Source organism: Exiguobacterium sp. s193, assembly GCF_018618755.1.
In the GTDB taxonomy this organism is placed as follows: Bacteria; Bacillota; Bacilli; order Exiguobacteriales; family Exiguobacteriaceae; genus Exiguobacterium_A.
Genome location: NZ_JACSMR010000001.1, coordinates 566,216 through 588,665, shown reverse-complemented (window position 1 = coordinate 588,665; position 22,450 = coordinate 566,216). Strand labels below are relative to the sequence as shown.

23 protein-coding genes are annotated in these 22,450 nt (G+C 48.0%); 18 read left to right on the top strand and 5 right to left on the bottom strand.

All coding sequences use genetic code 11. The features are described 5' to 3' along the window. Positions 1 to 112: 112 nt before the first annotated feature. On the top strand, positions 113 to 775 hold the full coding sequence (gene pgmB / locus KNQ04_RS02855; protein WP_214847139.1) for a beta-phosphoglucomutase: 663 nt from the start codon (positions 113 to 115) through the stop codon (positions 773 to 775). Positions 776 to 1,762: 987 nt separating this feature from the next. Here the strand turns inward: pgmB and KNQ04_RS02850 are convergent. Next, positions 1,763 to 3,271 carry an N-acetylmuramoyl-L-alanine amidase family protein gene (locus KNQ04_RS02850; RefSeq protein ID WP_214847138.1) on the bottom strand — a complete coding sequence of 503 codons (1,509 nt, stop codon included), beginning with the start codon at positions 3,269 to 3,271 and terminating at the stop codon, positions 1,763 to 1,765. A 291-nt stretch (positions 3,272 to 3,562) separates the two neighbouring features. On the opposite strand from KNQ04_RS02850, the gene KNQ04_RS02845 reads away from it, so the two are divergent. The 4 genes from KNQ04_RS02845 (at position 3,563) to chrA (ending at position 7,474) form a co-directional block, all read left to right on the top strand. Further along, positions 3,563 to 3,964 (top strand): Rok-like winged helix domain-containing protein, encoded by a 402-nt coding sequence (locus KNQ04_RS02845; protein ID WP_214847137.1) that lies wholly within the window; start codon positions 3,563 to 3,565, stop codon positions 3,962 to 3,964. Positions 3,965 to 4,021: 57 nt separating this feature from the next. Beyond that, positions 4,022 to 5,065, top strand: coding sequence for a glycosyltransferase family 4 protein (locus KNQ04_RS02840; protein ID WP_214847136.1), 1,044 nt, complete (start codon positions 4,022 to 4,024; stop codon positions 5,063 to 5,065). 59 nt (positions 5,066 to 5,124) lie between these two features. Further along, on the top strand, positions 5,125 to 6,240 hold the full coding sequence (locus KNQ04_RS02835) for a DUF418 domain-containing protein (RefSeq protein WP_214847135.1): 1,116 nt from the start codon (positions 5,125 to 5,127) through the stop codon (positions 6,238 to 6,240). Between the two features lie 73 nt (positions 6,241 to 6,313). Continuing rightward, positions 6,314 to 7,474, top strand: coding sequence for a chromate efflux transporter (gene chrA / locus KNQ04_RS02830; protein ID WP_214847134.1), 1,161 nt, complete (start codon positions 6,314 to 6,316; stop codon positions 7,472 to 7,474). Between the two features lie 40 nt (positions 7,475 to 7,514). On the opposite strand, the gene KNQ04_RS02825 is transcribed toward chrA, so the two are convergent. The 3 genes from KNQ04_RS02825 to KNQ04_RS02815 all read right to left on the bottom strand — a co-directional run bounded on the left by KNQ04_RS02825 (position 7,515) and on the right by KNQ04_RS02815 (position 9,654). Then, complete coding sequence (locus tag KNQ04_RS02825) at positions 7,515 to 7,931, bottom strand: GNAT family N-acetyltransferase (protein ID WP_214847133.1); 417 nt, start codon at positions 7,929 to 7,931, stop codon at positions 7,515 to 7,517. After that, complete coding sequence (locus KNQ04_RS02820) at positions 7,906 to 8,934, bottom strand: LCP family protein (protein WP_214847132.1); 1,029 nt, start codon at positions 8,932 to 8,934, stop codon at positions 7,906 to 7,908. The genes KNQ04_RS02825 and KNQ04_RS02820 overlap by 26 nt, the downstream gene beginning before the upstream one ends. 81 nt (positions 8,935 to 9,015) lie before the next feature. Next, positions 9,016 to 9,654, bottom strand: a complete 639-nt coding sequence (locus KNQ04_RS02815; RefSeq protein WP_214847396.1) for a YigZ family protein — start codon at positions 9,652 to 9,654, stop codon at positions 9,016 to 9,018. Between the two features lie 98 nt (positions 9,655 to 9,752). On the opposite strand from KNQ04_RS02815, the gene KNQ04_RS02810 reads away from it, so the two are divergent. From KNQ04_RS02810 to KNQ04_RS02750, 13 genes are all read left to right on the top strand, one after another. Continuing rightward, positions 9,753 to 10,925 (top strand): sensor histidine kinase, encoded by a 1,173-nt coding sequence (locus KNQ04_RS02810; protein ID WP_214847130.1) that lies wholly within the window; start codon positions 9,753 to 9,755, stop codon positions 10,923 to 10,925. Next, the gene (locus KNQ04_RS02805; protein WP_214847128.1) at positions 10,922 to 11,617 is read left to right on the top strand and encodes a response regulator; all 696 of its coding nucleotides are present in this window, start codon (positions 10,922 to 10,924) and stop codon (positions 11,615 to 11,617) included. The genes KNQ04_RS02810 and KNQ04_RS02805 overlap by 4 nt, the downstream gene beginning before the upstream one ends. Positions 11,618 to 11,885: 268 nt before the next feature. Next, the gene (locus tag KNQ04_RS02800) at positions 11,886 to 12,731 is read left to right on the top strand and encodes a DegV family protein (protein ID WP_214847126.1); all 846 of its coding nucleotides are present in this window, start codon (positions 11,886 to 11,888) and stop codon (positions 12,729 to 12,731) included. A 236-nt stretch (positions 12,732 to 12,967) separates the two neighbouring features. Further along, on the top strand, positions 12,968 to 14,182 hold the full coding sequence (locus tag KNQ04_RS02795) for a helicase-related protein (protein ID WP_214847124.1): 1,215 nt from the start codon (positions 12,968 to 12,970) through the stop codon (positions 14,180 to 14,182). A 302-nt stretch (positions 14,183 to 14,484) separates the two neighbouring features. Then, positions 14,485 to 14,817, top strand: a complete 333-nt coding sequence (locus KNQ04_RS15570) for a ComF family protein (protein WP_353049702.1) — start codon at positions 14,485 to 14,487, stop codon at positions 14,815 to 14,817. 459 nt (positions 14,818 to 15,276) lie between these two features. Beyond that, positions 15,277 to 15,525: a flagellar biosynthesis anti-sigma factor FlgM gene (gene flgM / locus KNQ04_RS02785; protein WP_214847119.1), complete on the top strand. Its 249-nt coding sequence runs from the start codon at positions 15,277 to 15,279 to the stop codon at positions 15,523 to 15,525. Between the two features lie 89 nt (positions 15,526 to 15,614). Beyond that, positions 15,615 to 16,022 carry a flagellar protein FlgN gene (locus KNQ04_RS02780; protein WP_214847117.1) on the top strand — a complete coding sequence of 136 codons (408 nt, stop codon included), beginning with the start codon at positions 15,615 to 15,617 and terminating at the stop codon, positions 16,020 to 16,022. A gap of 12 nt (positions 16,023 to 16,034) precedes the next feature. Next, positions 16,035 to 17,561, top strand: a complete 1,527-nt coding sequence (flgK, locus tag KNQ04_RS02775) for a flagellar hook-associated protein FlgK (RefSeq protein ID WP_214847115.1) — start codon at positions 16,035 to 16,037, stop codon at positions 17,559 to 17,561. A 7-nt stretch (positions 17,562 to 17,568) separates the two neighbouring features. After that, positions 17,569 to 18,528: a flagellar hook-associated protein FlgL gene (gene flgL / locus KNQ04_RS02770; RefSeq protein WP_214847114.1), complete on the top strand. Its 960-nt coding sequence runs from the start codon at positions 17,569 to 17,571 to the stop codon at positions 18,526 to 18,528. Positions 18,529 to 18,542: 14 nt separating this feature from the next. Further along, positions 18,543 to 19,121: a DUF6470 family protein gene (locus tag KNQ04_RS02765; RefSeq protein ID WP_214847112.1), complete on the top strand. Its 579-nt coding sequence runs from the start codon at positions 18,543 to 18,545 to the stop codon at positions 19,119 to 19,121. A gap of 4 nt (positions 19,122 to 19,125) precedes the next feature. Continuing rightward, positions 19,126 to 19,566, top strand: a complete 441-nt coding sequence (gene fliW, locus KNQ04_RS02760) for a flagellar assembly protein FliW (RefSeq protein ID WP_251136823.1) — start codon at positions 19,126 to 19,128, stop codon at positions 19,564 to 19,566. After that, positions 19,566 to 19,790, top strand: a complete 225-nt coding sequence (csrA, locus tag KNQ04_RS02755; protein WP_214847108.1) for a carbon storage regulator CsrA — start codon at positions 19,566 to 19,568, stop codon at positions 19,788 to 19,790. The genes fliW and csrA overlap by 1 nt, the downstream gene beginning before the upstream one ends. A 136-nt stretch (positions 19,791 to 19,926) precedes the next feature. Next, positions 19,927 to 20,751 (top strand): squalene/phytoene synthase family protein, encoded by an 825-nt coding sequence (locus KNQ04_RS02750; RefSeq protein WP_214847106.1) that lies wholly within the window; start codon positions 19,927 to 19,929, stop codon positions 20,749 to 20,751. A 795-nt stretch (positions 20,752 to 21,546) separates the two neighbouring features. On the opposite strand, the gene KNQ04_RS02745 is transcribed toward KNQ04_RS02750, so the two are convergent. Beyond that, complete coding sequence (locus KNQ04_RS02745) at positions 21,547 to 22,443, bottom strand: alpha/beta hydrolase (protein ID WP_214847104.1); 897 nt, start codon at positions 22,441 to 22,443, stop codon at positions 21,547 to 21,549. Positions 22,444 to 22,450: the final 7 nt, after the last annotated feature.

Sequence of the window (22,450 nt, the reverse complement as noted above, 5' to 3'; positions counted from 1 at the left end):
TGCAAATGTACAACAGAACAGGTAGAATATTTTATGAGGCAAGTGCAATCGTTTGCGCAAATCATTCGATTTCTTGTCTTTCATGTACGATGGAAGAAAGGATGGATGTCGGATGGCACCAACGATTGAAGCGGTCATTTTTGATTTAGACGGCGTGATTACCGATACGGCAGAGTATCATTATCTGGCGTGGAAACAACTGGGGGAGGAACTTGAGATTCCGTTCGACCGGGATTTCAACGAGACGCTCAAAGGCGTGAGTCGGACGGACTCGCTCGAACGTATTTTAGCGCTTGGCGGAAAGCAAGATGCTTTCACGGAAGCTGAGAAAAGTACGCTTGCGACGAAAAAGAATGACCATTACGTCCAGTTGATTCAACACATTTCAGAAAAGGATCTTCTTCCGGGGATTATTTCATTCTTGGATGAAATTCGTGCTGCTGGGCTGAAAATCGGGATGGCGTCGGCTTCTAAAAATGCGCTGACAGTCGTTGAGGCACTAAAGGTCCGGCACTATTTCGATGATATCGTCGATGCGGCAACAGTCGCCCAGTCAAAACCACACCCTGAAGTGTTTTTACGGGCAGCTGAAGCGCTTGACGTCGATCCGAGTCGGTGTATCGGTGTAGAAGATGCGGCGGCCGGGATTACGGCGATTCACGCAGCGGGTATGTATGCCGTTGGTGTAGGACCGGAAACGACGTTACATGAGGCAGACTATCGTGTCGATTCGACAGATTTGCTTTCCCTTGAGCAAATCTTAGCTAGTCGCTAACAACAACGTTCCATTCCCTGATGGTCCGTTGTTTCATCTGATTGATCTCTTTTCATGTGAGTCAAAAAGGACCGCTTCCCTGAGCGGTCCTTTTTGCGTGTAGACAAATTAAGCGTTTTTAAATTTTAACGAATGGTGAAAAGTTGCTTTTCTGTTTCTTCTCAAACCTCATTTTTCGTAAAATGCTAAACAAAAAAGATTGCGCATCGGTGGATGGCAGTCCCAGATTATAGACAACGTCCTATTGGGAGTTCAAGCGTCTTTTTTCGTTGCTTTCCTCGGGCGAGGCGCAAGCCGTTGCTCCTTGATCCTCACGGACAACGAGCAGGGTCTTGCCTGCCTCTGGCAAGCCGTGTGAATCACGCGCTTTTTCCCGTAGGAGTCAACGAAATACGACGCTTTTTAGGTAATACCATGACGGAAAACGTCGCATGCAGACGGTTTAGAGCGCAATCCGTCTCGAATCGCTTAGAACCGCGAAAAGCAATCTTACGCGACCCTGCAGCTTTGCTGTAGCGGCGCGTAAGATTGCCGCTTTGAAGACGAGGCGAGACAGGGAAGCGCGAACGAATTGCCTCTCAATATCGCGTGTTTACGCTTCATAAGGGTTTGTCTACATGCTGAAAGGATTGCGCATCGCTGGATGGCAATCCAAGATTATAGACAACATCCGATTGGGAGATCAAGCGTCTTTTTTCGTTGCTTTCCTCGGGCGAGGCGCAAGCCGTTGCTCCTTGATCCTCACGGACAACGAGCAGGGTCTTGCCCGCCTCTTGCAAGCCGCGTGAATCACGCGCTTTTTCCCGTAGGAGTCAACGAAATACGACGCTTTTTAGGTAATACCATGACGGATTGCCTCTCAATATCGCGTGTTTACGCTTCATAAGCGTTTGTCTACACGCAAAAAGGATTGCGCATCGGTGGATGGCAATCCTTTTTTGTGATCGTAGGTCATATTTTTTAGTCTGCTCGAAGTGTTGTGGAAAATTAAAGTGTTGCGAGAATACCGTCGGCAATCGCTTGGGCATAACGTGCTTGATAGGCAGTGCTCATTAATTTCGAACGGTCCGTGCTATTCGACAGGAATCCAAGTTCCGTTAGAACACTAGGCGCACGAGTGCCACGAATGACGGCAAGGTTTCCGAAGTGAACACCACGGCTCCGCATGCCAGCGTAGCTGACAAGACGTTGTTGGATTGCATTCGCTAATTGGACGGACGTTGATCCACTGTAATAATAATTTTCAGCACCAGACGCACTCGTCGCAGAAGCAGCATTGATATGAATACTGACGAAGCGCGTCGTCGCATGGACGTTTGCCATGACACTACGGTCTGTCAATGTTGGATAGTAGTCGTTTGTATAACGCGTCAGCTGAAGATCGACTTTTCCTTCAAGGATAGCCGCGACTTGACGCGCGACAGCAAGAACGATGTCACGTTCTGTCACGCCATACCGAATCGCACCCGGATCACGACCACCATGTCCCGGATCAAGGATGATTAGTGGACGATTGGATGAAGCCGGTTTGAACAGTGTTAAGTAAAGGGATTCGACATATCCGGCACGTCCGTCAGCCGTTTTGACGGCGACGTAGCCACGTGTTTTATGAAGGCTGTTCGCGACGACGACGGGTGTACCACGCTCAAGACGCGAGAGTTGGCCGCTTGACGCGGACGGGGCTGAGCGTAACGTGAGCGTATCATTTGAGTTGATTAAGACATACATTTTTGAACCGCTGTAATCGACTGAACTGGCTGGAGGAGCAACAGGCGGAACGGTTCCTTTTTTCAAGTACGTTCCGACGACGTATCCAGTCGTCCCGTTATAGGTCACTTTATGCCAGCCGTTGCTTTGTGAAATCGATTGGATGACGCCACCATTCGGGATCGTCAAGAGAAGTTTCCCGGATGTGTTTGGTGCACCGCGTAAGTTGAGTCGTTCGGTCGTCGTGTAAGCTGTCGTTTTTTGGACAGGATTTGATGTCGGACTACTAAGCGTGATTTTTTTTAAGTAAGACCCTGAGACGTAACCAGTTTTTTTACTGTACGTTACTTTATACCAATTTCCTTTTTTATAGCTCGAGCTCAATTGTTTTCCTTTAGGAATTGTTAAGAGACGTGTTGAGGAAGCGGAATTTGTTTTACGTAACGTTAGTGCGGCCGTCGTTTGATAGGTTGTTTTTGTGAAGGAAGTCGAGGTCGTGACTTTCTTTAAGTATGTACCGAGGACATAACCGGTTTTACCTTTGTAAGAAAGTTTGTACCAGTTCCCTTGACGATAAGAAGAACTCATTTTTGTATTCTTAGGAATCGTGATCAATTTCTTTGAAGCCGTCGTCGCTGAAGAACGTAAGTTTAACGAATCGGTTGTTTGATAGGTTGTTTTCGTAAAGGAAGTACCGGATGCTGCCGATACTAGAGAGGACGGGATAATCACTGCCAGTAACAATGCAAATACGAGTGTAAACGACAAGAATTTAGTTAATTTGCCCATTAAATTTCCAGTCTCCTTTTATGTAAAATCAGTAATTTAAATACCTTTTAAAAGAAAATAAGTGCTTTTACGATAGTTTAATTTATAATTTATATGTTCCGTTCGTACTCCTTTCTGTTAATATGAGGTGTAACCATTGTATCGGCATCAAAGCTAAAATATTACAGGATAATTAAATACTTAAAGAAATTATATAAGATAAAGACAAATTATAGTCTGTAATATTTCAAAAAACATACAATTGAAACATAATTGAAATATTTATGTTTAATTTTGGAAGGTAGGGTAATCATGGGAACGAGTGAACATATTTATCGTGAATTGATGGAAATTGAAGAGGAATACCGTCGGCTTCAACGCCGGGCAGAGTATTTGATTGGGGAACTGAGTCGTGGTGCAGGGGACTACTCAAAAGAAATTGCAGTTACACAAGAACGTCCGTTAAAACAACGTCGCGTGAATCAACGTTATCCGCTTGAAGTATACGTCCACCAAATCAGTGACTTGATGCGTGAACGCGAATCGATGTCAGCGCGTGACATTCAAATGGAACTTGAACTACGCTACCGTCATCAAATCAGTAATATTTATCAACTGATGGCAAAAGTCGAACAAGCGAACCCGGCAATTAAAAAGGTTGGTCGTGGGATTTATACATATGATCCATCTGCTGAAGTTCCAATCTTCATGTGAGCCGCTCGTCGGCTCTTTTTTTTTATGATATAATTCGCGCAGGAGCGTGATGTTATTATGTTATGGACTGCGTCCATCGTCTGTTTTATCGCGGCCTTACTGATCACACCCGTCGTAAAACGCTTTGCGATTGCAGTCGGTGCCGTTGACAGTCCGGACGCGCGAAAAGTACACGTGCGAATCATGCCACGTCTAGGTGGGTTAGCGATTTATATCGCCTTCATGATTGGCTATTTTATTTTGCAACCTTCGAGTCCGTATGCGACTCATATTTTAGTCGGAGGATTCGTCATCATCTTGACGGGGGCCTTCGACGACCGGTTCCAATTGAATGCCCGGCTGAAGTTGATGGGGCAAATCGTTGCCGCCGTCATAGTCTTAAATGGAGGCATTCGCATCGAATTCATTAACTTACCGTTCGACCAACAACTGTTCCTCGGCTGGTGGAGTGTACCGTTGACGTTCCTGTGGGTGATCGGAATCACGAATGCCGTTAACTTGATTGACGGACTGGACGGGCTGGCTGCCGGTGTCTCAAGCATCGTGTTGCTGACCTTGATCAGTCTCGCCGTCATCCAAGGAAATGTTTACGTGACGATTGTCGCCATTTTGCTCTTGATGAGTACGCTTGGATTTTTGTTTCATAATTTTTATCCGGCGAAGATTTTTATGGGAGATACGGGCGCCTTATTCCTCGGTTACATGCTTGGGGTGTTATCGTTACTTGGTTTTAAGAATGTCACCTTATTCTCTCTTGCCGTTCCCGTCATCTTGCTTGGGATTCCAATCTCTGATACGTTGTTCGCGATTGTGCGTCGGGTTTTACAAGGGCGTCCGCCATTTGCGCCGGACAAAGCCCATCTCCACCATCGTCTACTCGATCTTGGGTTCACGATGCGTCAAGCCGTCCTCGTGATTTATGGGTTATGCGCGATTTTTGGGATGACAGCTATTTTATTTTCGCAAACGAACTCCCTTGGGGCCCTCGTCTCACTCATCATGTTATTGCTTGTGCTTGATATTTTAGTCGAGTCACTTGGGTTGCTTGGGGAACGCTACCGCCCATTGTTGGATTTATTAGAACGCATTACATCAAAATGACCAATCAGCCGCTCAAAATACGCATTTTGAGCGGCTGATTGATTGAGGAGACACCTATTATGAACCCAATCGAAACGAAAAACAGGATTGTATACTTAGATGTATTACGTGGTTTTGCATTATGTGGGATTTTGCTCGTTAATATGCCGAGTTTCCTCGGTGAGCGGTTTGTTGCTGATATGGGACAGGCCGACCGGATGCTCCGCTTATTGTTCGATTTATTCATTCAAACGAAGTTCTATACGTTATTCAGCGTCTTATTTGGTGCCGGTTTCATCATCTTTATCGATCGTCTGCGTCAAAAAGAGCGTTCGTTATGGGTGTTCGTCCGGCGCTTAACGAGTCTGTTTGTAATTGGTCTTGTTCATTTATTGTTCTGGGAAGGCGACATCCTACAAACGTATGCCATCTGTGGATTTTTGCTGTTACTGTTTGCGAAAACGAAACCGGTGACGAAGTTAATCATCGGTCTATTCCTCCAACTCTATACCCTCATGCTGTACTTATCGATCTATTCATTCGCCATTGGGAGTGACCGTTCGATCGTCGAACCCGACGACCGTTTAGCAAATCTTGTGGCCTCACACGACATCAAAGGTTATTTCATTTATCATGCAACGGTTCAATTACCGGACGCACTCGGAAATTCTTTTGTGATTTTTCCAGAAATCTTATCGCTGTTCTTGATTGGTGCCTACCTGATGGAACGTTTTTCGATGCGTCCGCCAACGATGCGATTTCTAGGGGTCACACTCGTCGTGAGCCTTGTCCTCTCGCTACCAGCCTTATTACAAATCGTTCGTGTCCACGAAGGACAAGTGCCGGACGGACTCGTCAATTATTTCTTCGTCTGGTTGTCCGGACGGACGCTTGCCGTGACGTATGCAACAGCGGTTGCTTTACTCGTAAGAACGGGTAGACGGTTTGACGGATTTCAAGTACTCGGTCGGATGGCATTGACGAATTATTTGGCACAGACGCTACTCTTCACAATTCTTGTTTTCTTGTCCGGTACATACGGCACGATTCCCCTGTGGCAAGGGACGTTAGCGGCCCTCGTTTTATTAGTCTGCCAAATGTTTTTCTCGCGTTGGTATTTAGATCGTCATCAGCAAGGACCGGTGGAAGCTTTGTGGAGAAAAGGAACTTACGGGAAACAATGGGCAAAAATGTGAACTGTCACAGAAAATTTACATCCGTTTCGTATACTAGTTTGGAAGTGACATAATTTTAATTGGAGGTAACGGAATGAATCGCTGGCTTGAAATCTTTCTGGTCTCCCTGAAGCTTGGTTTGACCTCGTTTGGTGGTCCGGTCGCGCATCTCGGGTACTTTTATGAGGAATACGTTAAACGAAGGAAATGGATCGACGAAAAAAGTTATGCGGATCTCGTTGCGCTCTGTCAGTTCCTTCCGGGACCTGCCTCGAGTCAGGTCGGAATGGGGATTGGACTCGTCCGTGGTGGTGTTGTCGGCGCACTTGTTTCGTTCATCGGATTTACGTTACCGTCGAGCGTACTGTTAGTTTTGTTCGCGATGCTCGCGACAGCGTTTGATGTGGCGGGTAGCGGCTTGATCCACGGTCTTAAACTCGTTGCCGTCGCGATCGTCGCCGATGCTGTTCTCGGAATGGGTCTGAAACTTGCAGTCGGACCGAAGCGGCTCGCGTTGATGATACTAGCGTTAGCCGGTGTCTTGATGATTGATCATCCGCTGGTTCAAGTCGGTGTCTTGGCTGTCGCGGCACTGCTCGGGTTAGTGCTGTTTCAAGTCGAGTCGGAAACAGGCCGGACACTTGCGATCGACGTCCCGCGCAGTTTAAGTATCGCCGCACTAGTGCTCTTTACAGGACTTCTATTCGTCACACCCATTTTAGCAACGATCGCGACAGGGCCGGTCCAACTCGCAAGCATCATGTACAATGCGGGTGCGCTCGTGTTCGGTGGGGGGCATGTGGTCCTGCCATTTTTAGAACAAGCGCTCGTTCCCGGGTTGATGGACGGAAATACCTTTCTTGCTGGGTATGCGGCAGCGCAAGCTGTTCCGGGACCACTCTTCACATTTGCGACGTACCTCGGAACAATCGCCTCTGGCATGACGGGTGGCCTGATTGCGACGCTCGCTATCTTTCTTCCTGGTTTCTTGCTCGTGCTCGGTGTGTTGCCGTTTTGGGATCGTGTCCGGGCGAATCAGCAGGTTGGTCGGATGTTGATCGGTGTCAATGCGGCAGTCGTCGGACTGTTGCTCGCTGCACTCTATGATCCGATTTTTACAACGAGTGTCAAGACCGGCATCGATTTTCTTGTCGCGTTCAGCTTGTTCTGCCTGCTGCGGTTTTACAAACAATCGCCGTTACGAATCGTCGCCCTCGGCGCAGTGCTCGGTGTAGTCGTACAAGGACTCGCATGAAAAAAAGCCCTGTCCGCGTAAAGGGACAGGGCTCTCAGGTTTAAGTTCGTTCGAGATGGACAAGTTGAATGTCATGACGGTTTGTCATCGAAACGACCAGGAAGCCGAACTGGTGATAGAGTCTGACCGCCGGAATGTTTGCTTTTGCCGTCGAGACGAAACGTAAGTCGATTTCTTGAAGCGCATGCGTCAATAACTGTGTTGCGACCCCTCGACGGAAAAAGTCGGGTGAGACGATAAGCCGCGTGATGGTGTCACCGGAATAAGTGAGGCATCCGAGCAGTCGCGCGTTTGTGACGTAAACATAGCCGGTCGGGGCTTCGCGTGTGAATTCATCGAACGTTTGGCGTAATGGCGGGAAGTCCGGTGCACCAATCAACGAAGCCTCGATTTGATAGGCTTGTTGTTGCAGTTGAAAGAGATTTTGAAAATCAGTTGGTGTCAGTCGTCGAATCATTTGTCGCCTCCGATGCACTGACGGCCTCCTCATTCGTCGGAAGAGCGAGTTCTTCTTTTAAGGTCGTCTTCGCAGCTGCGAGAGATTTCTTGTTGAGTTGATAATAATAACCACCATTGATGCGCGCATCTTTTCCTTTTAAGTCAATTCTGTTCACGGTACCGAGCGATTTGACGAACGGTTGGAGTTGGAAAGCTTCCGTCAACGACATGTTCGTTTGGAAGTTATCGCCTGTCGCTTCCATCAATTGATTCAGCTTCGTGATCGACCCAAGTGAAGTCGACTGGTCGACAATCGCTTGTAAGACCTGCTGTTGACGTTTCGTCCGACCGATGTCGCCTTCCGGGTCCTGGTAGCGCATGCGGGCATAAGCAAGGGCTTCTTCGCCTGTTAATGTCTGAAGACCCGGATCAAGTTTAACCCCACCTTGTTTATCCGATGAATTGAGTGTGTCGATCGGTAATTTCACGTCGACTTCAATCCCACCGATCGCGTTGACGATTGCGACGACACCATTAAAGTTGATGGCGCCGTAATAATCAATCGGGATGTCGAGCAGGTTCTCGACCGTTTCGATCGTCGAGTCGATTCCACCGAACGCGTACGAATGATTGATTTTATCTTCGTATCCGACAGACGGAATCATGACGAGCGAATCACGGGGAATACTTAACATACTGACTTTCTTCGCATTTTTATTGAAGGTTGCGACAATCATTGTATCGGAACGTGAGAACGTATCACCCGGGCGCTCATCCGTTCCGACGAGGAGGACAGAAAAATGGTCTTTAGTCAGATCAACGGCAGCAGCCCGTTTTTCTGATTTATCACCACGCGTGAGCTCGACTTCTGTTTTGTTGGCTGTTTGGAATGTTTTATGTGCGACATAGGCGAAAGCAGCGCCACCTGTGACTAAGACGATGAGAAATACGGTGACAAAAACCTTGAACCATGAGCGTTTTGGTTTTTGTTTAGTAGAACGAGATCGTGTAGAATCATCCACTCTTCATTGCCCCTAACTTTACTGAATTGTTAAAAAACTTTTAAATTCTTTACAAACAGTATAGCAGGTCGCGGGGAAATGTCACGCAAGGGGGCGTTCGATATAGCGTGATCCGTTTTGATTCATCACAGCTTGACCGTTCGTCAGATTCGTCATCCAATTGGTGAAAGAAGTGACGTCGTTTGAGTTGACGAGGACATCGATTTGGACGTTATCGAGGTAGTGGATTTGATCGATGATGTGGACGGTCGCCCGTAGTTCGTTTTCAAGTTTCCCTAACCAGGTATAGTCGACGGTCACTTCAATGACATCATGTGAAACACGTTCAACGACACCAATCGCGTTCAGTGCTTCTGACACGCTTGACCCATAGGCGCGGATCAAACCACCACCACCGAGCTTGATGCCTCCGAAATAGCGAGTAACGACGACGGCAGTATTTCGCAAATCACGTTTCTTTAAGACTTCGAGCATCGGCACGCCAGCCGTGCCACTCGGTTCCCCGTCATCATTGGCTTTTTGGATATCATTTTGTTCGCCAATTACATAGGCGGAACAGTTGTGATTGGCGTCAGAGTGCTGTTTTTTGATGGTTGTGATGAAGCTTTGAGCTTCCTGTTCTGAGGTAACCCGTGCCAGATATGTAATAAATCGTGACTTTTGAATAATGATTTCATGGAAACCATTTTCTTTTACTGTATAATAATTAAATAATGTCATAATCAAAAATGTCCTCCTCGTTAACTAGTTCTTTCTAGCATAACGACGATTTGTGAGGGAGACAACCATGGGGACTGGCAAGGAGCGGAGGGAGTAGTATGACGAATGAGATGAAGGAGCGGCTGTCCTTGAATGATATCGTACAGAACATCATTGGTGTCGTAGAAGAAAGTCGGGAAGAAATCGTTCGTATCACAGAGGATTCGAGAGAACAATACGCGGAAATCCAGCAGGAGCTGCGGGATTTGAAGACGCGTGTGCATGACTACATTAAAGAAGCCGAACGACTGGAACGACATATCAAGGATTCGAAGGCGCGACTCGTCGTCGTCAGTAAAAATTTTGACAACTACTCCGAAAAAGACGTCAGAAGTGCTTACGAAACGGCAAACGCACTGCAACTCGAGTCATTCATTAACCAACGGGATGAAATGAACTGCCGAAAACGGCGGGATGAACTGGAGCGCCGGTTGGTTCACCTCGACGAGACGATTGAACGCGCGGACATGTTGATTGGTCGCGTCTCCGTTGTGTTAAACTTCTTGACGGACGACATGCAGGCGATGAACGAAAAGTATGAAAAAGCGATGCAAAAACAAGAAATGGGTTTAAAAGTGTTCCAGTCCGCTGAAAATGAACGGCGACGCTTGTCGCGGGATATGCATGACGGACCGGCCCAGACACTGGCCCATGTGTTGATTCGTGCTGATTTAATTGAAAAGATTCATCAACATAACGGCGCGGAGGCAGCCTTTGAAGAAATTCGCCGACTGCGCAAGCTGATTCGCGACGGGCTCGCCGATATCCGCCGAATCATCTATGACTTACGTCCGATGACCCTCGACGATTTGGGCTTTGTCCCGACACTTGAGCGATACCTGCGTCATATGCAAGAAATTTCGAGCATTCAAATTCATTTCAACTATCTTGGGGGTGGGGAACGGATTGAGTCGACCTATGAGGTCGCCGTGTTCCGGATCGTCCAAGAAGCGGTTCAAAATGCAGTTAAACACTCCAAAGCGAGTGATATTCGTATTATCATAGAACAATATCATCATTCTGTCCGGATTCACGTCAAGGACAATGGCGTCGGGTTTAACTTTGACGAAGTCTTCGCGTCGTGCGACGAGTCATTTGGACTTGTCGGCATGCGGGAACGAATCGAATTGATTGATGGTGAGTTTGACATCGAAACGAAGCCGGGCAAAGGAACAGTCATCAAGGTGAGGATTCCGATTGAGGAGTCCAATGCGAGAGGGGAATCATTGTGAATAACGAGCAAGTAAAAGTAGTCATCATCGACGATCATCAGTTGTTCCGGGAAGGCGTCAAACGGATTCTTGATTTCGAACAGGAATTTATCGTCGTCGCGGAAGGGGAAAGTGGAGCGGAGGTCATTCCGCTCGTCGAAGCCCATCAACCGGATATCGTTTTAATGGATATCAATATGCCGCAAGTCAATGGAGTCGAAGCTACAAAACGTTTGATGGAAGTGTACCCAGATGTCCGTGTCATCATCTTATCGATTCATGATGATGAAACGTATGTCATGCACGCGTTAGGTGCCGGGGCCGTCGGGTATTTGCTAAAAGAAATGGCGACGGATGAACTTGTCAACGCGATTCGTTCTGTCTACCGTGAAGGGGGATATGTTCACCCGAAAGTCACGCCGAACTTGCTGCAAGAATACCGCCGCTTGATGAAGATGAAGCAGACGATGTCATCGCAACCGATTGAAAAACGTGTCGCGGAAGCACCGCTCCACGTTTTAACACGCCGTGAGTGTGAAGTTTTACAGTTGCTCGCAGATGGTTTTTCGAACCGTGCGATCAGTGATACGCTTTATATCAGTGAGAAGACGGTCAAGAACCATGTGTCTTCAATTTTGCGGAAAATGAACGTACCCGACCGGACGGGCGCTGTCGTCGAATCGATTCGACGGGGCTGGGTCGTCGTCGTTTAACAAAATGACGGTCATGCAGACGGTTTAGGGCGCAATCCGTCTCGAATCGCTTTTGAAGACGAGGCGAGACAGGGAAGCGCAAACGGATTGCCTCTCGTTATCGTATGTTCACTTTTCATAAGCGTTTGTCTAAACGCTGTGACGGTCGCCTAACAAGCGCCGTCTTTCTTTTTTTATCGACCGGGATTATGATACACTTAATAACGATTGTGACGTGTCAGAACACTTCATGTCACGACGGAACTCTTAAAAGCGAGGAAATTCACGAATGAGCCAGATTGTGATTTTAACGGATAGTACAGCCTATCTGCCAACTACCTATTGTGAAGAAAATAATGTACAAGTCGCACCGCTTAGCGTCATCTTTGATGGAGAAGCGTATCGTGAAGGGTACGACATTTCTGTACCCGATTTTTACAAGCGGATCCAGACAGGAAGCTTACCGACGACTTCGCAACCGAACATCGGCGACATCACCGATGCGTTCGAACGTCTTCCGGCAGGGACCGACGTGATTGGGATTACGTTATCGAGTGGAATCAGTGGGACGTATCAAGCTTTACATACGATCAACATGATGATTGACCACGTTCATGTGCACCCGGTCGATTCACGTATCTCGTGTATGCCCCAAGCCTTTCTCGTCAAAGAAGCTGTCCGGATGCGTGATGCTGGAGCGACAGCGGCAGAAATCGTAGCCCGTCTCGAAGAACTAAAAGGTTTGATTCGTGCCTATTTCGTTGTTGATGATTTAGAACATTTACAGCGCGGCGGACGTCTCAGCATGACGCAAGCCGTCGTCGGATCTTTCTTGAAGATTAAACCCGTCCTTCATTTCGTCGAAGGGAAAATCGTTCCGTTCGAAAAAATCCGGACGTTCAAACGGGCGGTTAAACGGATTGAAGAGATGATGGAAGATACGATTCATGGTGACGGTGCGGGATACGTCATTGGCGTCATTCATGCCGAAGACGATGGCAAAGCACGCGCTGAAATCGAAGTGCTCGGCCAACGTTTCCCGAAAGCGCGGATTGAGATGAGTGTGTTTGGTCCAGTCATCGGGACACATCTTGGTCCTGGTGCAATCGGCATCACGTGGTATAAAGAAGATTAAAGAGTCTAGAAGGTGAAGGGGCTGACTCATAAGTCAGACCAACATCAATCCTTGTGACGGACGTTTCCGTCCTCCACCCATCAAATGGCCGATGATTCCACTTTTCATGGAATCATCGGCCATTTCTATTGGAAATCAGTTAAAAGGTTTTTTCATTGTCCGCTTCGTTTCGTGCAGGAGGAAGAGGCTTGACCGACGAAAAGGTGGATACTCTCATCTCGGAAAGGAAGTGAGTTATGGACATTCGGGGACGGTTGATTCCGAGTGAACAAGTAAACATCTCGCTCGGTCCTTATGAAAAACGAGTTCCTGCCGTCACGTGGCGTTGTCAGCGGTGCGGGGCGATTCCGACACGCGGACCATGTACATGCGGAAAACGTTGCTATTATTGCCGGCAGTGTCTGATTTTCGGTAAACTTCGGACGTGCGACACACTCGTTACGGACACTCGTCCATTGGATCCGGTCTTGCCAAGTCAACATCAACCACTTGAATTGACAGACGATCAACGACGGATCGCAACGGAGATCGGACAGACGATTGAGCAGTCGGGACGTTTGCTCGTCCATGCTGTTTGTGGGGCAGGGAAAACACCGATGCTGTTCCCGGGGATTGAAACGGCGCTCCGGTTACAAAAGCGTGTATTGATTACGACACCTCGGGCGGATGTCGTCCGTGAATTGACGCTTCACGTCAAACGAGCCTTTAAGGAAGCGCGCATCGTATCCTTATTCGGGGGTTCCGAAGAACGGCTCGACATTGGAGACATCACGATTAGTACAACACACCAGTTGATTCATTACCGTTCCTGCTTTGATGTCGTCTTCATCGATGAAGTCGACGCCTTCCCCTATAGTACGGACCGGACGCTTCACCGTTATGTCAAACGGGTGATGTGCCCGGCAGCCTCCCTCATCCTTCTCAGCGCGACCCCTTCCTTTAAGAACAAACGACTCCCGACCGTTCGCTTGATGCGACGCTATCATGGTTTTCCTTTACCTGTCCCGCAATTACAGATTCCCTATACAACAAATCAGCTGATTGAGTGGTTACGCCGCCATGAAGATAAACCACGACTCGTCTTTGTGCCGACCGTCGCGGCACTCAGTGAGTGGCAAGAACGACTTGAACAGGCAGGTTTGTCGTCAGAGACGGTTCACGCTGCAGACGAAGCACGCATCGATAAAGTGGAGCGGTTTCGAACGACGACTTCTATTTTAGTGACGACGACGATTTTGGAACGAGGCGTTACGTTTGCGAATGTTCAGGTCGCGGTCGTTGATGCGGATGTGTCCTTTCGCGCCGCCGGATTGATTCAAATCAGTGGACGGGTCGGTCGGAGTGCCGATTTTCCGAAGGGCGAAATTATTTTTTTTGCGAACGACCGGTCGAATGCACTTTATGAAGCCATTCACGAAATCAAGCGGGCAAACCGGGAGGGGTTCCGATGAAATGTCTACTCTGCCAGCAGTTTTTTTTGCCGAGCTGGTCGTTGTCGAACGTATGGACTAGGCAAACGGTATGTTTACCCTGTAAAATAAGTTTTGTGAAAAGAGGGGAATGCACGGATTGTGGGAAACCCGGTCATTCCCTGTGTTGGGATTGTGAACGTTGGCGTAAACAAGGCCATTCGTTACAGACAGCGCCATTGTTTTTATACGATGCACACGCCAAGGCATTTTTAAAGCGGTATAAGTTTTTAGGGGACACGGCATTAATAAATGTGTTTAAAGAAGACTTGAAGAAGGTAAAAGTGAAACAGGATCTCATTGTGCCAATCCCACTAAGCCAAGAACGACTGAGTGATCGTCGCTTTAATCAAGCAGAAGGTATTGCGCGTCTAATGCGTGGGCGGATCAAGTTGTGTCTAGCCCGATCGGACGGTCCAGCGCAAAGTGGCCGTTCGAGACAAGAACGGCTGGAACGGGTTAATCCCTTTACTGTCATTTCTTCCATCGAAGGAAAAACAATTTTACTTGTCGATGACGTCTATACGACAGGAGCGACCTTGCACCAGGCGGCTTTACGGTTACGTGAAGCCGGTGCAAAAGAAATTTCTGCCGTAACTTTATTTCGAAGTGTTTAAGAATTCGTCCTTTCTGCCGATATTCATAATGAGGTGAAGGAAATGGATGTATTAAACTGCAAATCTTGTGGGAAGTTATTTGTTCGTCAATCTTCTGACCTGTGCATCGATTGCATTAGGAAAGATCATACTGATTTTGAGAAGGTGCGTGAATTCTTGCGAGAACGGCGGAAAATCCGAACCTCACCTATTGACGTGGAGCAGGCGATTGGGGTCAAGCGGGAAACTGTCCTACGTTATATCAAGGATGGACGTTTGTTGATGTCAGAAATTTCACAGATGGAAATCACCTGTGAGAGTTGCGGGAATCCTTCCCGTGACGGCACAATTTGTGCTGAATGTCGTGACAAGTTACGACGTGACCTCGCCCAAGCGATGCTAGATTCTTCTAACCCTTCGAAACCGAGAACGTATCGAACATGAATTAAGAATCTTGTAGTCTAGAAAGCAGGTGTTCACATGCGAATTGATTCTACGAAATGGGTTAACATGCCTAAAACGTACGAAAGAAATCAAGCAGTTGAAGGAACAGAAGCCAAACGAACGAATCGGCCGGATGAAGTAACGATCTCAAGCGAAGCGCGTGCGCGTTTTAACGAGACACCAACAGCCCGGACCGAAAAAATCGAATCCCTTCGTCAAGCCATTCAGGATGGAACCTATAAACCAGATGCGAAAAAAATCGCTGAGCGTTTTTTGAACTTGTAAGAAGGTAAGCTATGACAGTAGAGGCGACTCGGGGCACGGATGCGCGGGTCGCTTTTTATATGAAGAAGAACTCGTGAGGAGGCAATCGGATGGAAATCATTGATCAACTCGTAAGTGAGCATGAAGCCTTATTGGATCTTGCGAAAGAAAAAAAGGATGTCTTGATTCAAAATGATATGCGTCGGCTCTCGCAAATCGTCAAAGAAGAGCCTGTTTACCTAAAACGGATTGAGCAGCTTGAACAGCAACGGAGCGCGCAGATGGGCGATCTTACGATGACGGAATGGTTGCAAGGACACCCGGAAGATGTCGACTCCTTACGTCAATTGTTACAAACGATCGGTCAACTGAAACGATTGAATGACTTAAATGCCGAATTGCTCGAACAATCGCTTCACTATCTCGATTGGCACCTTCAATTGTTGATACCAGAAGCCGATGATTTTACATATGGTCAGTCCGCACTCGACCGCACACACTTTAATCGGAATGCATAAGGAGGTAGACGAATGCCATCAACTTTCATGGGGCTTGAGACCGGACGTCGGGCACTGACGACGAACCAATGGGCCCTTCAATCAACAGGGAACAATATCGCCAACGCCGGAACGGCAGGATTCTCACGTCAACGTCTCATCATGGCGACGACGGAGCAACTCTCGATGTCGATTGGTACAGGCAAAATGGGACAAATCGGCACCGGGGTCAAAGGTGAACTGCTCGAACGTGTCCGTGACGTGATGCTTGATAAACAATACCGCGATGAAGCGACGAAAACATCGTATTACGGCACAAAAGAAGCCGCGTTCAGTCGAATGGAAGACATCATCAATGAGCCGTCGGATACCGGATTATCTAAAGCATTCGATGGATTTTGGGAGTCGTTGCAGACTTTATCGACTAACCCGCAAGATTCCGGTGCACGGAGTGTCGTCCGCCAAAAAGCCGAGACGCTGACACAGACGTTCAATTATATGGCGAAAGCCCTCAACCAAGTGCAAGGTGACTTGAAAAGTGAAATTGATGTCTCGACTAAAAAAGTGAACGACCTATTCAAAAAAATTCATAATCTCAACGAAGAAATTCATACGGTCGAACCACTCGGAGTGTTGCCGAATGCCCTTTACGATGAGCGGGACCGTTACTTTGATGAACTCTCGGAGTATATCGACTTCGAAAAGGTTTCAGTTGATGCAGATGCCATTCAACAAGGAAACCTAGGAAATACCGTCAAAACGGCAGAAGGACGGATTGACGTCCGCATCACATTACCGAACGGGGATCGTTTACTCGCGGTCGACTCCGATTTACCGCAAGCAGGGACACTTGCCTTCACGACAGATGCTGCCGGTCTCTATACCGGTTTGAAAACGACTTCTCGGACAATCTCGTTTGATGAAGCTGGCGGGTTTCCGTCTGGTCGCTTGATTGGTTTAATTGAAATGTATGGCCATGTCGACAATGGTCAAGCAACGGGCGAATACGTCAAGATGCAAGGACACCTCGATGAGATGGCGGAAACATTTGCGACAGCCTTTAACGGAGCTCATGCAGGTAACCTAAAAAAAGACGGGACAAATGGGACGACCGGATTCTTCGTTTCGTCAAACGGACCGATTACAGCGAAGACGATTTCGCTCGGAAGCGAAATTAAAAAGAGTCTCGATAACATCGCGACGTCGACGGACGGAAACATCGGCGACAGTGCCGGTGCCTTGAAGCTTGCCAACATGAAGACGGCAAGCATCCGGTTTGATCGTTCAGACACGACGACGACAATCGGTTCATTTTATCAAAACGTCATCGGTGACATGGCAGTTGCGACTGATCAAGTCGCACGACTCGGGCAGAGTTCAGCTGTCTTGATGGAAAGTGCCGATCAACGCCGTATGTCGGTCTCGGCCGTTTCGATCGATGAAGAAATGACGATGATGATTCAGTATCAACATGCTTATAACGCGGCAGCGCGAAATATCACAACGGTTGATGAGATGCTCGATAAAATCATCAACGGTATGGGAATCGTAGGACGGTGATGACTAAATGCGAGTAACACAAACGATGTTGACGAAAACGAATATCGGACACCTGTCGTCCAGTTATCAAAAATTAAGTACGCTCCAAGAACAGTTGATCAGCGGGAAGAAAATCCAACGTCCATCGGAAGATCCGGTCGTTGCGATGCAAGGCATTCGTTACCGGACTGAAGTCCGTGAAGTCGAGCAGTTCAAAAAGAACGTCAATGAAGCGACCGGTTGGATGGACTTGACCGATTCTGCGCTGAATGAAGTGACGTCGGCGATGAGTCGTGTCCGTGAGTTGACGACGCAAGCCGCGACAGATACGTATGATGCGACACAACGTAAAGCAATCCAGAGTGAGGTCGGTCAGTTGGTTGAACACATCGGGACGCTCGCCAATACGAAATACAATGAAAAAGGAATTTTTAACGGCACAAAAACGGATCAGCCGTTCATTTCGATGGCAGGTCTAAAAGACTTCATGGAGACACCAGGCAAGTCGGTCGATACGGTCTTTACGGACGGGGATCCGGTCGGAAAAGACGGCGAAATCATTCGCTATGAAATCTCTTCCGGGATTGAAGTCCAGGTCAACGTTTCACCAACGAGCGTCTTTAGCAAAGAGACTTTCACGACACTCAAAAAGCTGTACGATGCCCTCGGCGGAGTCTCAGATACAGGTGCCGTTGACAGCTCGAACAACGGGGCAGAGCTGTCAGGGATGCTGAAGGACCTTGATGGCATGCTCAATCAAACGGTCGAGACGCGTGCCGATCTCGGTGCCCGGGTCAACCGGCTTGAACTGAATGCCTCACGTCTGGAAGATCAAGAAATCATCGCAAAGTCCGTCATGTCGGATAACGAAGACATCGAGGCGGAGAAGGTCATCATGGAATTGAAATCATATGAAACGCTTCACCGGGCCGCACTAAGTGCTGGTGCACGGATCATTCAACCGACATTACTCGATTTCCTACGCTGAGGAGGTGACGGGAGATGAATCTGCCGCATCTTGAAATGCGTCAAACGTCTGCGAAGATTGGCATCAATACGACGCGCGCGACACTTGAGCAACATCAGCAACAAGCCTCGCTGTCGATTGAACAACCTCAAGGCGAACTGTCGCTCGAAACGGTTGCTGCCCGACTTGAAATCGATTCTTCACAAGCTTGGATCGAGATTGGACGGATTCCGGCATTTGAGTCTGTTCAGCGGTACGCCGACTACGGACGCCAAATGGGGCAACAAGCAGTCGGACGGGCAGCGGCTGAAGGGGATCAGTTGATGCGGATTGAGCAACGGGGAGACGCCGTCGCCCGGATTGCGGCGTCGCGTCAAACACCGCCGGCTGAAGTGACGACACTGGGTTTCACGCCACGTAGTCTCGACCGGGTTAAAATCAATTACACGCCGGCTGAAGTGCGTGTGAACTATACGGCGCAAAAACCACGGATTGATGTTGAAATCCATCGACCGGAGTTACATGTCACACCGGGTACAACAGAAATTTACTTACGCGAACAAAATCAACTGGATATGTGGCCGGTCGGCGGCATATTCGATGGGGAAGGATAATCACATGCAAATCGAAACAGATTTTTTTGGAGCCGTTCAAGTCGTTGAAAGTGAAATCATTACATTCGCTTCCGAAGTTCCTGGTTTTCCAGAGGCACGTCGTTTTATCTTATTGCCATTTGGAGAAGGGATTCCCTTTTGGTCGTTCCAATCGATTGATCAACCGGAATGTGCCTTCGTCGTGACGAATCCGTTTTGGATTGATCCGGATTACGTTTTTGAGCTACCGGAATCCGCAAAAGAACAACTCGGGATTCAAGATACGGCACAAGTCGCAGTTTATACGACGGTGACGTTACGGGAACCGTTCCAAGAATCGACGACGAATTTGCGCGCGCCTTTCGTCATGGAGACGAAACGTCGGCAAGCCAAACAAGTCATTTTGGATGAAACGTATTCGAATCGGCAGGTCATCGGTAGTCTGACAGAAGTAGGTGGTCGCTGATGCTCGTCTTAAAACGAAAAACAGGGGAAGCCATTCAAATCGGGGATGACATCGAGCTGACGATTCTCGCGATTGAAGGCGATCAAATCAAGATCGGAATCGATGCACCGCGTCAAATCGATATCCACCGGAAAGAAATTTATCTTGCAATCCAAGATGAAAATGCAGAAGCTTCACGAAGTACGGGGCTGATGAGTCAATTATTAAAACAGCGTTCAGAGTGATGCAGCGAACTTCTTTTTTGCGTAAGCAATCAAAAGAAGTTTTTTCATTTTCACGAAAAAAATGCTCATTCCTGCCGAATCGTGTATAGTAATGTAGAGAAAAGAAACCTTTTTAGACAAAGAGGGAGTGTAGGAAATGAATGAGACGAAGCAACTGAAAAAAGATGCGAATCGTGTACTTAAAGCGACGAGCCGAACCTTTTATATACCAATCAGTCGCCTGTCGCAGGAATTGCAAGAGGCAGTCGGATCAGCGTATCTCTGCATGCGTGCGATTGATGAAATCGAAGATCATGAAGCATTGTCGACGGACGTCAAGACAACGCTTCTTCGGGAGACGGCACTCATGATGCGGGGGACGTTTTCAGATGAAACATACCGGGCATTGATTGCGCCATTTGCCAACCAATTGCCGGAAGTGACGCTTCGTCTTTCAGAATGGATTGCCTACTGCCCGACCGGGATTCGGGCGAAAGTCCTCGAATCGACGGCTGAGATGGCAGAAGGAATGGCGGTCTGGGCAGAACGGGACTGGACGGTCGAAACGGAAGCGGATCTTGATGAGTACACGTATTATGTCGCAGGCCTAGTCGGTGTCATGTTATCAGATATTTGGTACTGGAAAGCCGGTATCGTGACCGACAAACAACAAGCGATTGGTTTTGGTCGGGGACTGCAGGCGGTCAATATCTTGCGTAACCAACAAGAAGACGCAGAACGGGGTGTCGGGTATTTCCCACCCGGTTGGACGACGGAAACGATGTTTACGTATGCGCAAGACAACTTGGCGGAAGCAGACCGGTATCTTGCATCGATTCCGAAAGAGACGACAATCTACGAGTTCTGTAAGATTCCACTTGCCCTCGCACATGGAACACTGGATGCGCTCGCACGGGGAAAAGAGAAGCTCAGTCGACCAGAAGTCTTAAAAATCGTCGGCAGTGCGGTGTTAAAACGATAACGAATGGACGAAAAGAGAAAGAACATTTACACATGAAGCTTCGCAGGATGAAGCGCATGGGTAAGTGTTTTTTGTCGTTGGAAGGCGTCTGAAACGCTAATGTTCTGCCGCGGTTTCTAGCTGTATTTAAACGTGTAGACAAAGTAGCTTAGGGTAAAAAAACTTTTCGTTTTCCCATCATGGGGAACCCCTACTTCTTGATACGGTTTTTATTTTATATTATGAAGTAAATCTGAAATAGCCTCGATTTCCGATCTAATCGCTTCCTAGTGGAAAGCAAAACAGGAGCGACCCTGCAGCGAAGCGAAGCGGCGCGATGTTTGCCACTGGAAGACGATTAGGAAGGAGAGAGAGAGCGAAAAAAATGGAAGATCACATTCAAGCGATCTTTCATCTCGTTTGTCTAGAGTCGAAGTGCAGTCGCCACGCTTTTCTTTACTTCGAAGCATTCCAGGTAAAGTCGTCCCAAACGAAAAAGAGTCTAACCGGCTGATGCAAGTTCAGCTTGGATCGACTCTTTTTTGGGATTTTGGATTTAGGCTTGAAGGGACATCGGCTGTTCCTTAATTAGAGAATGGCTACGAGGTATACGATACAACCGATGACTCCGGCACCAACTAAAATCAATCCGGAGAGGCGTGCTGATGGATTTATAGTAGCGGAAAACTTTAAAAAGAATATGCCCGCGCTGACAATCACGACTGTCAGCACAAGCATTACAAGAACGAGAAGCGTGTTCATGTTCGTTGATCTCCAATCTGACTATACGTGTGATTTACGATGATTGATGTGAAATCAGTTGATGTCTTCTAAATAAGATAAAACTTTTTTTTCATACGCTTTTCGGTCATGGGCGTAGGACTGGACATGGCCGCCGTTTTCCGTCACGTAGAGTTCGGAGTGCGGTGCTGCTTTTTGCAGCCGCATGCTTTCCGTGACCGGAATGGCATCATCATCCTTGCCGTGAATCATCAAGATTGGATAATCGATCCGGCGAATCGCTTCAATCGGTTTGACGCGTTCCGGATTCAATCCTGTTAGCGGTGGTGTGACTTGCAGAATGACCGGTGTGAACGGGAAATTCGGTAATCCGCTCCAGACAGGCAGGTTCGTTTCTAAGTAATTCTCCAGGTCGCTGAACGGGCTGTCAGCGATGACGCCGGCGACGTCCGCTTTCGGCGCCGTCACGAGCGCGGTCGAAGCACCCATCGAGATGCCGTATAGGACAACGGGTTTGGAAGCGCGCGACTTCGCATATTTGACAGCCGTCAGCAAATCATCTTGTTCTTTTGCCCCGACTGTGACGCGTGTTCCTTCCGAGATACCGGAACCGCGAAAATCAAACGTCAACACGTTATAGCCGGCATCATGGAATTTTTTGAAGAGCGGTAAAATCGGGACATCCGTTTGTTCACGGTTTTTCCCGTAGCCATGGGCGAAGACGATTGTCAGTTTGGCGTCTTCACTCGGGATCCACCAGCCGGATAGGCGGGTGCGGTCTTTTAGAGAACGGAAGGAGACATCTTCATAAGCCAGTTTTTCAGCTTTTTTAGGATTCGTCGTCAAGGCTTCCCGTTCGGGTTTCGTCAGGGAGGAACCGACGTAAGCTGATATTCCGACGAGTGCAATCAACAACAAGACAATGACGAGGATCAGGCCCCCGATAATCTTTTTACGATGTTTCTTCAACAACGGCGCG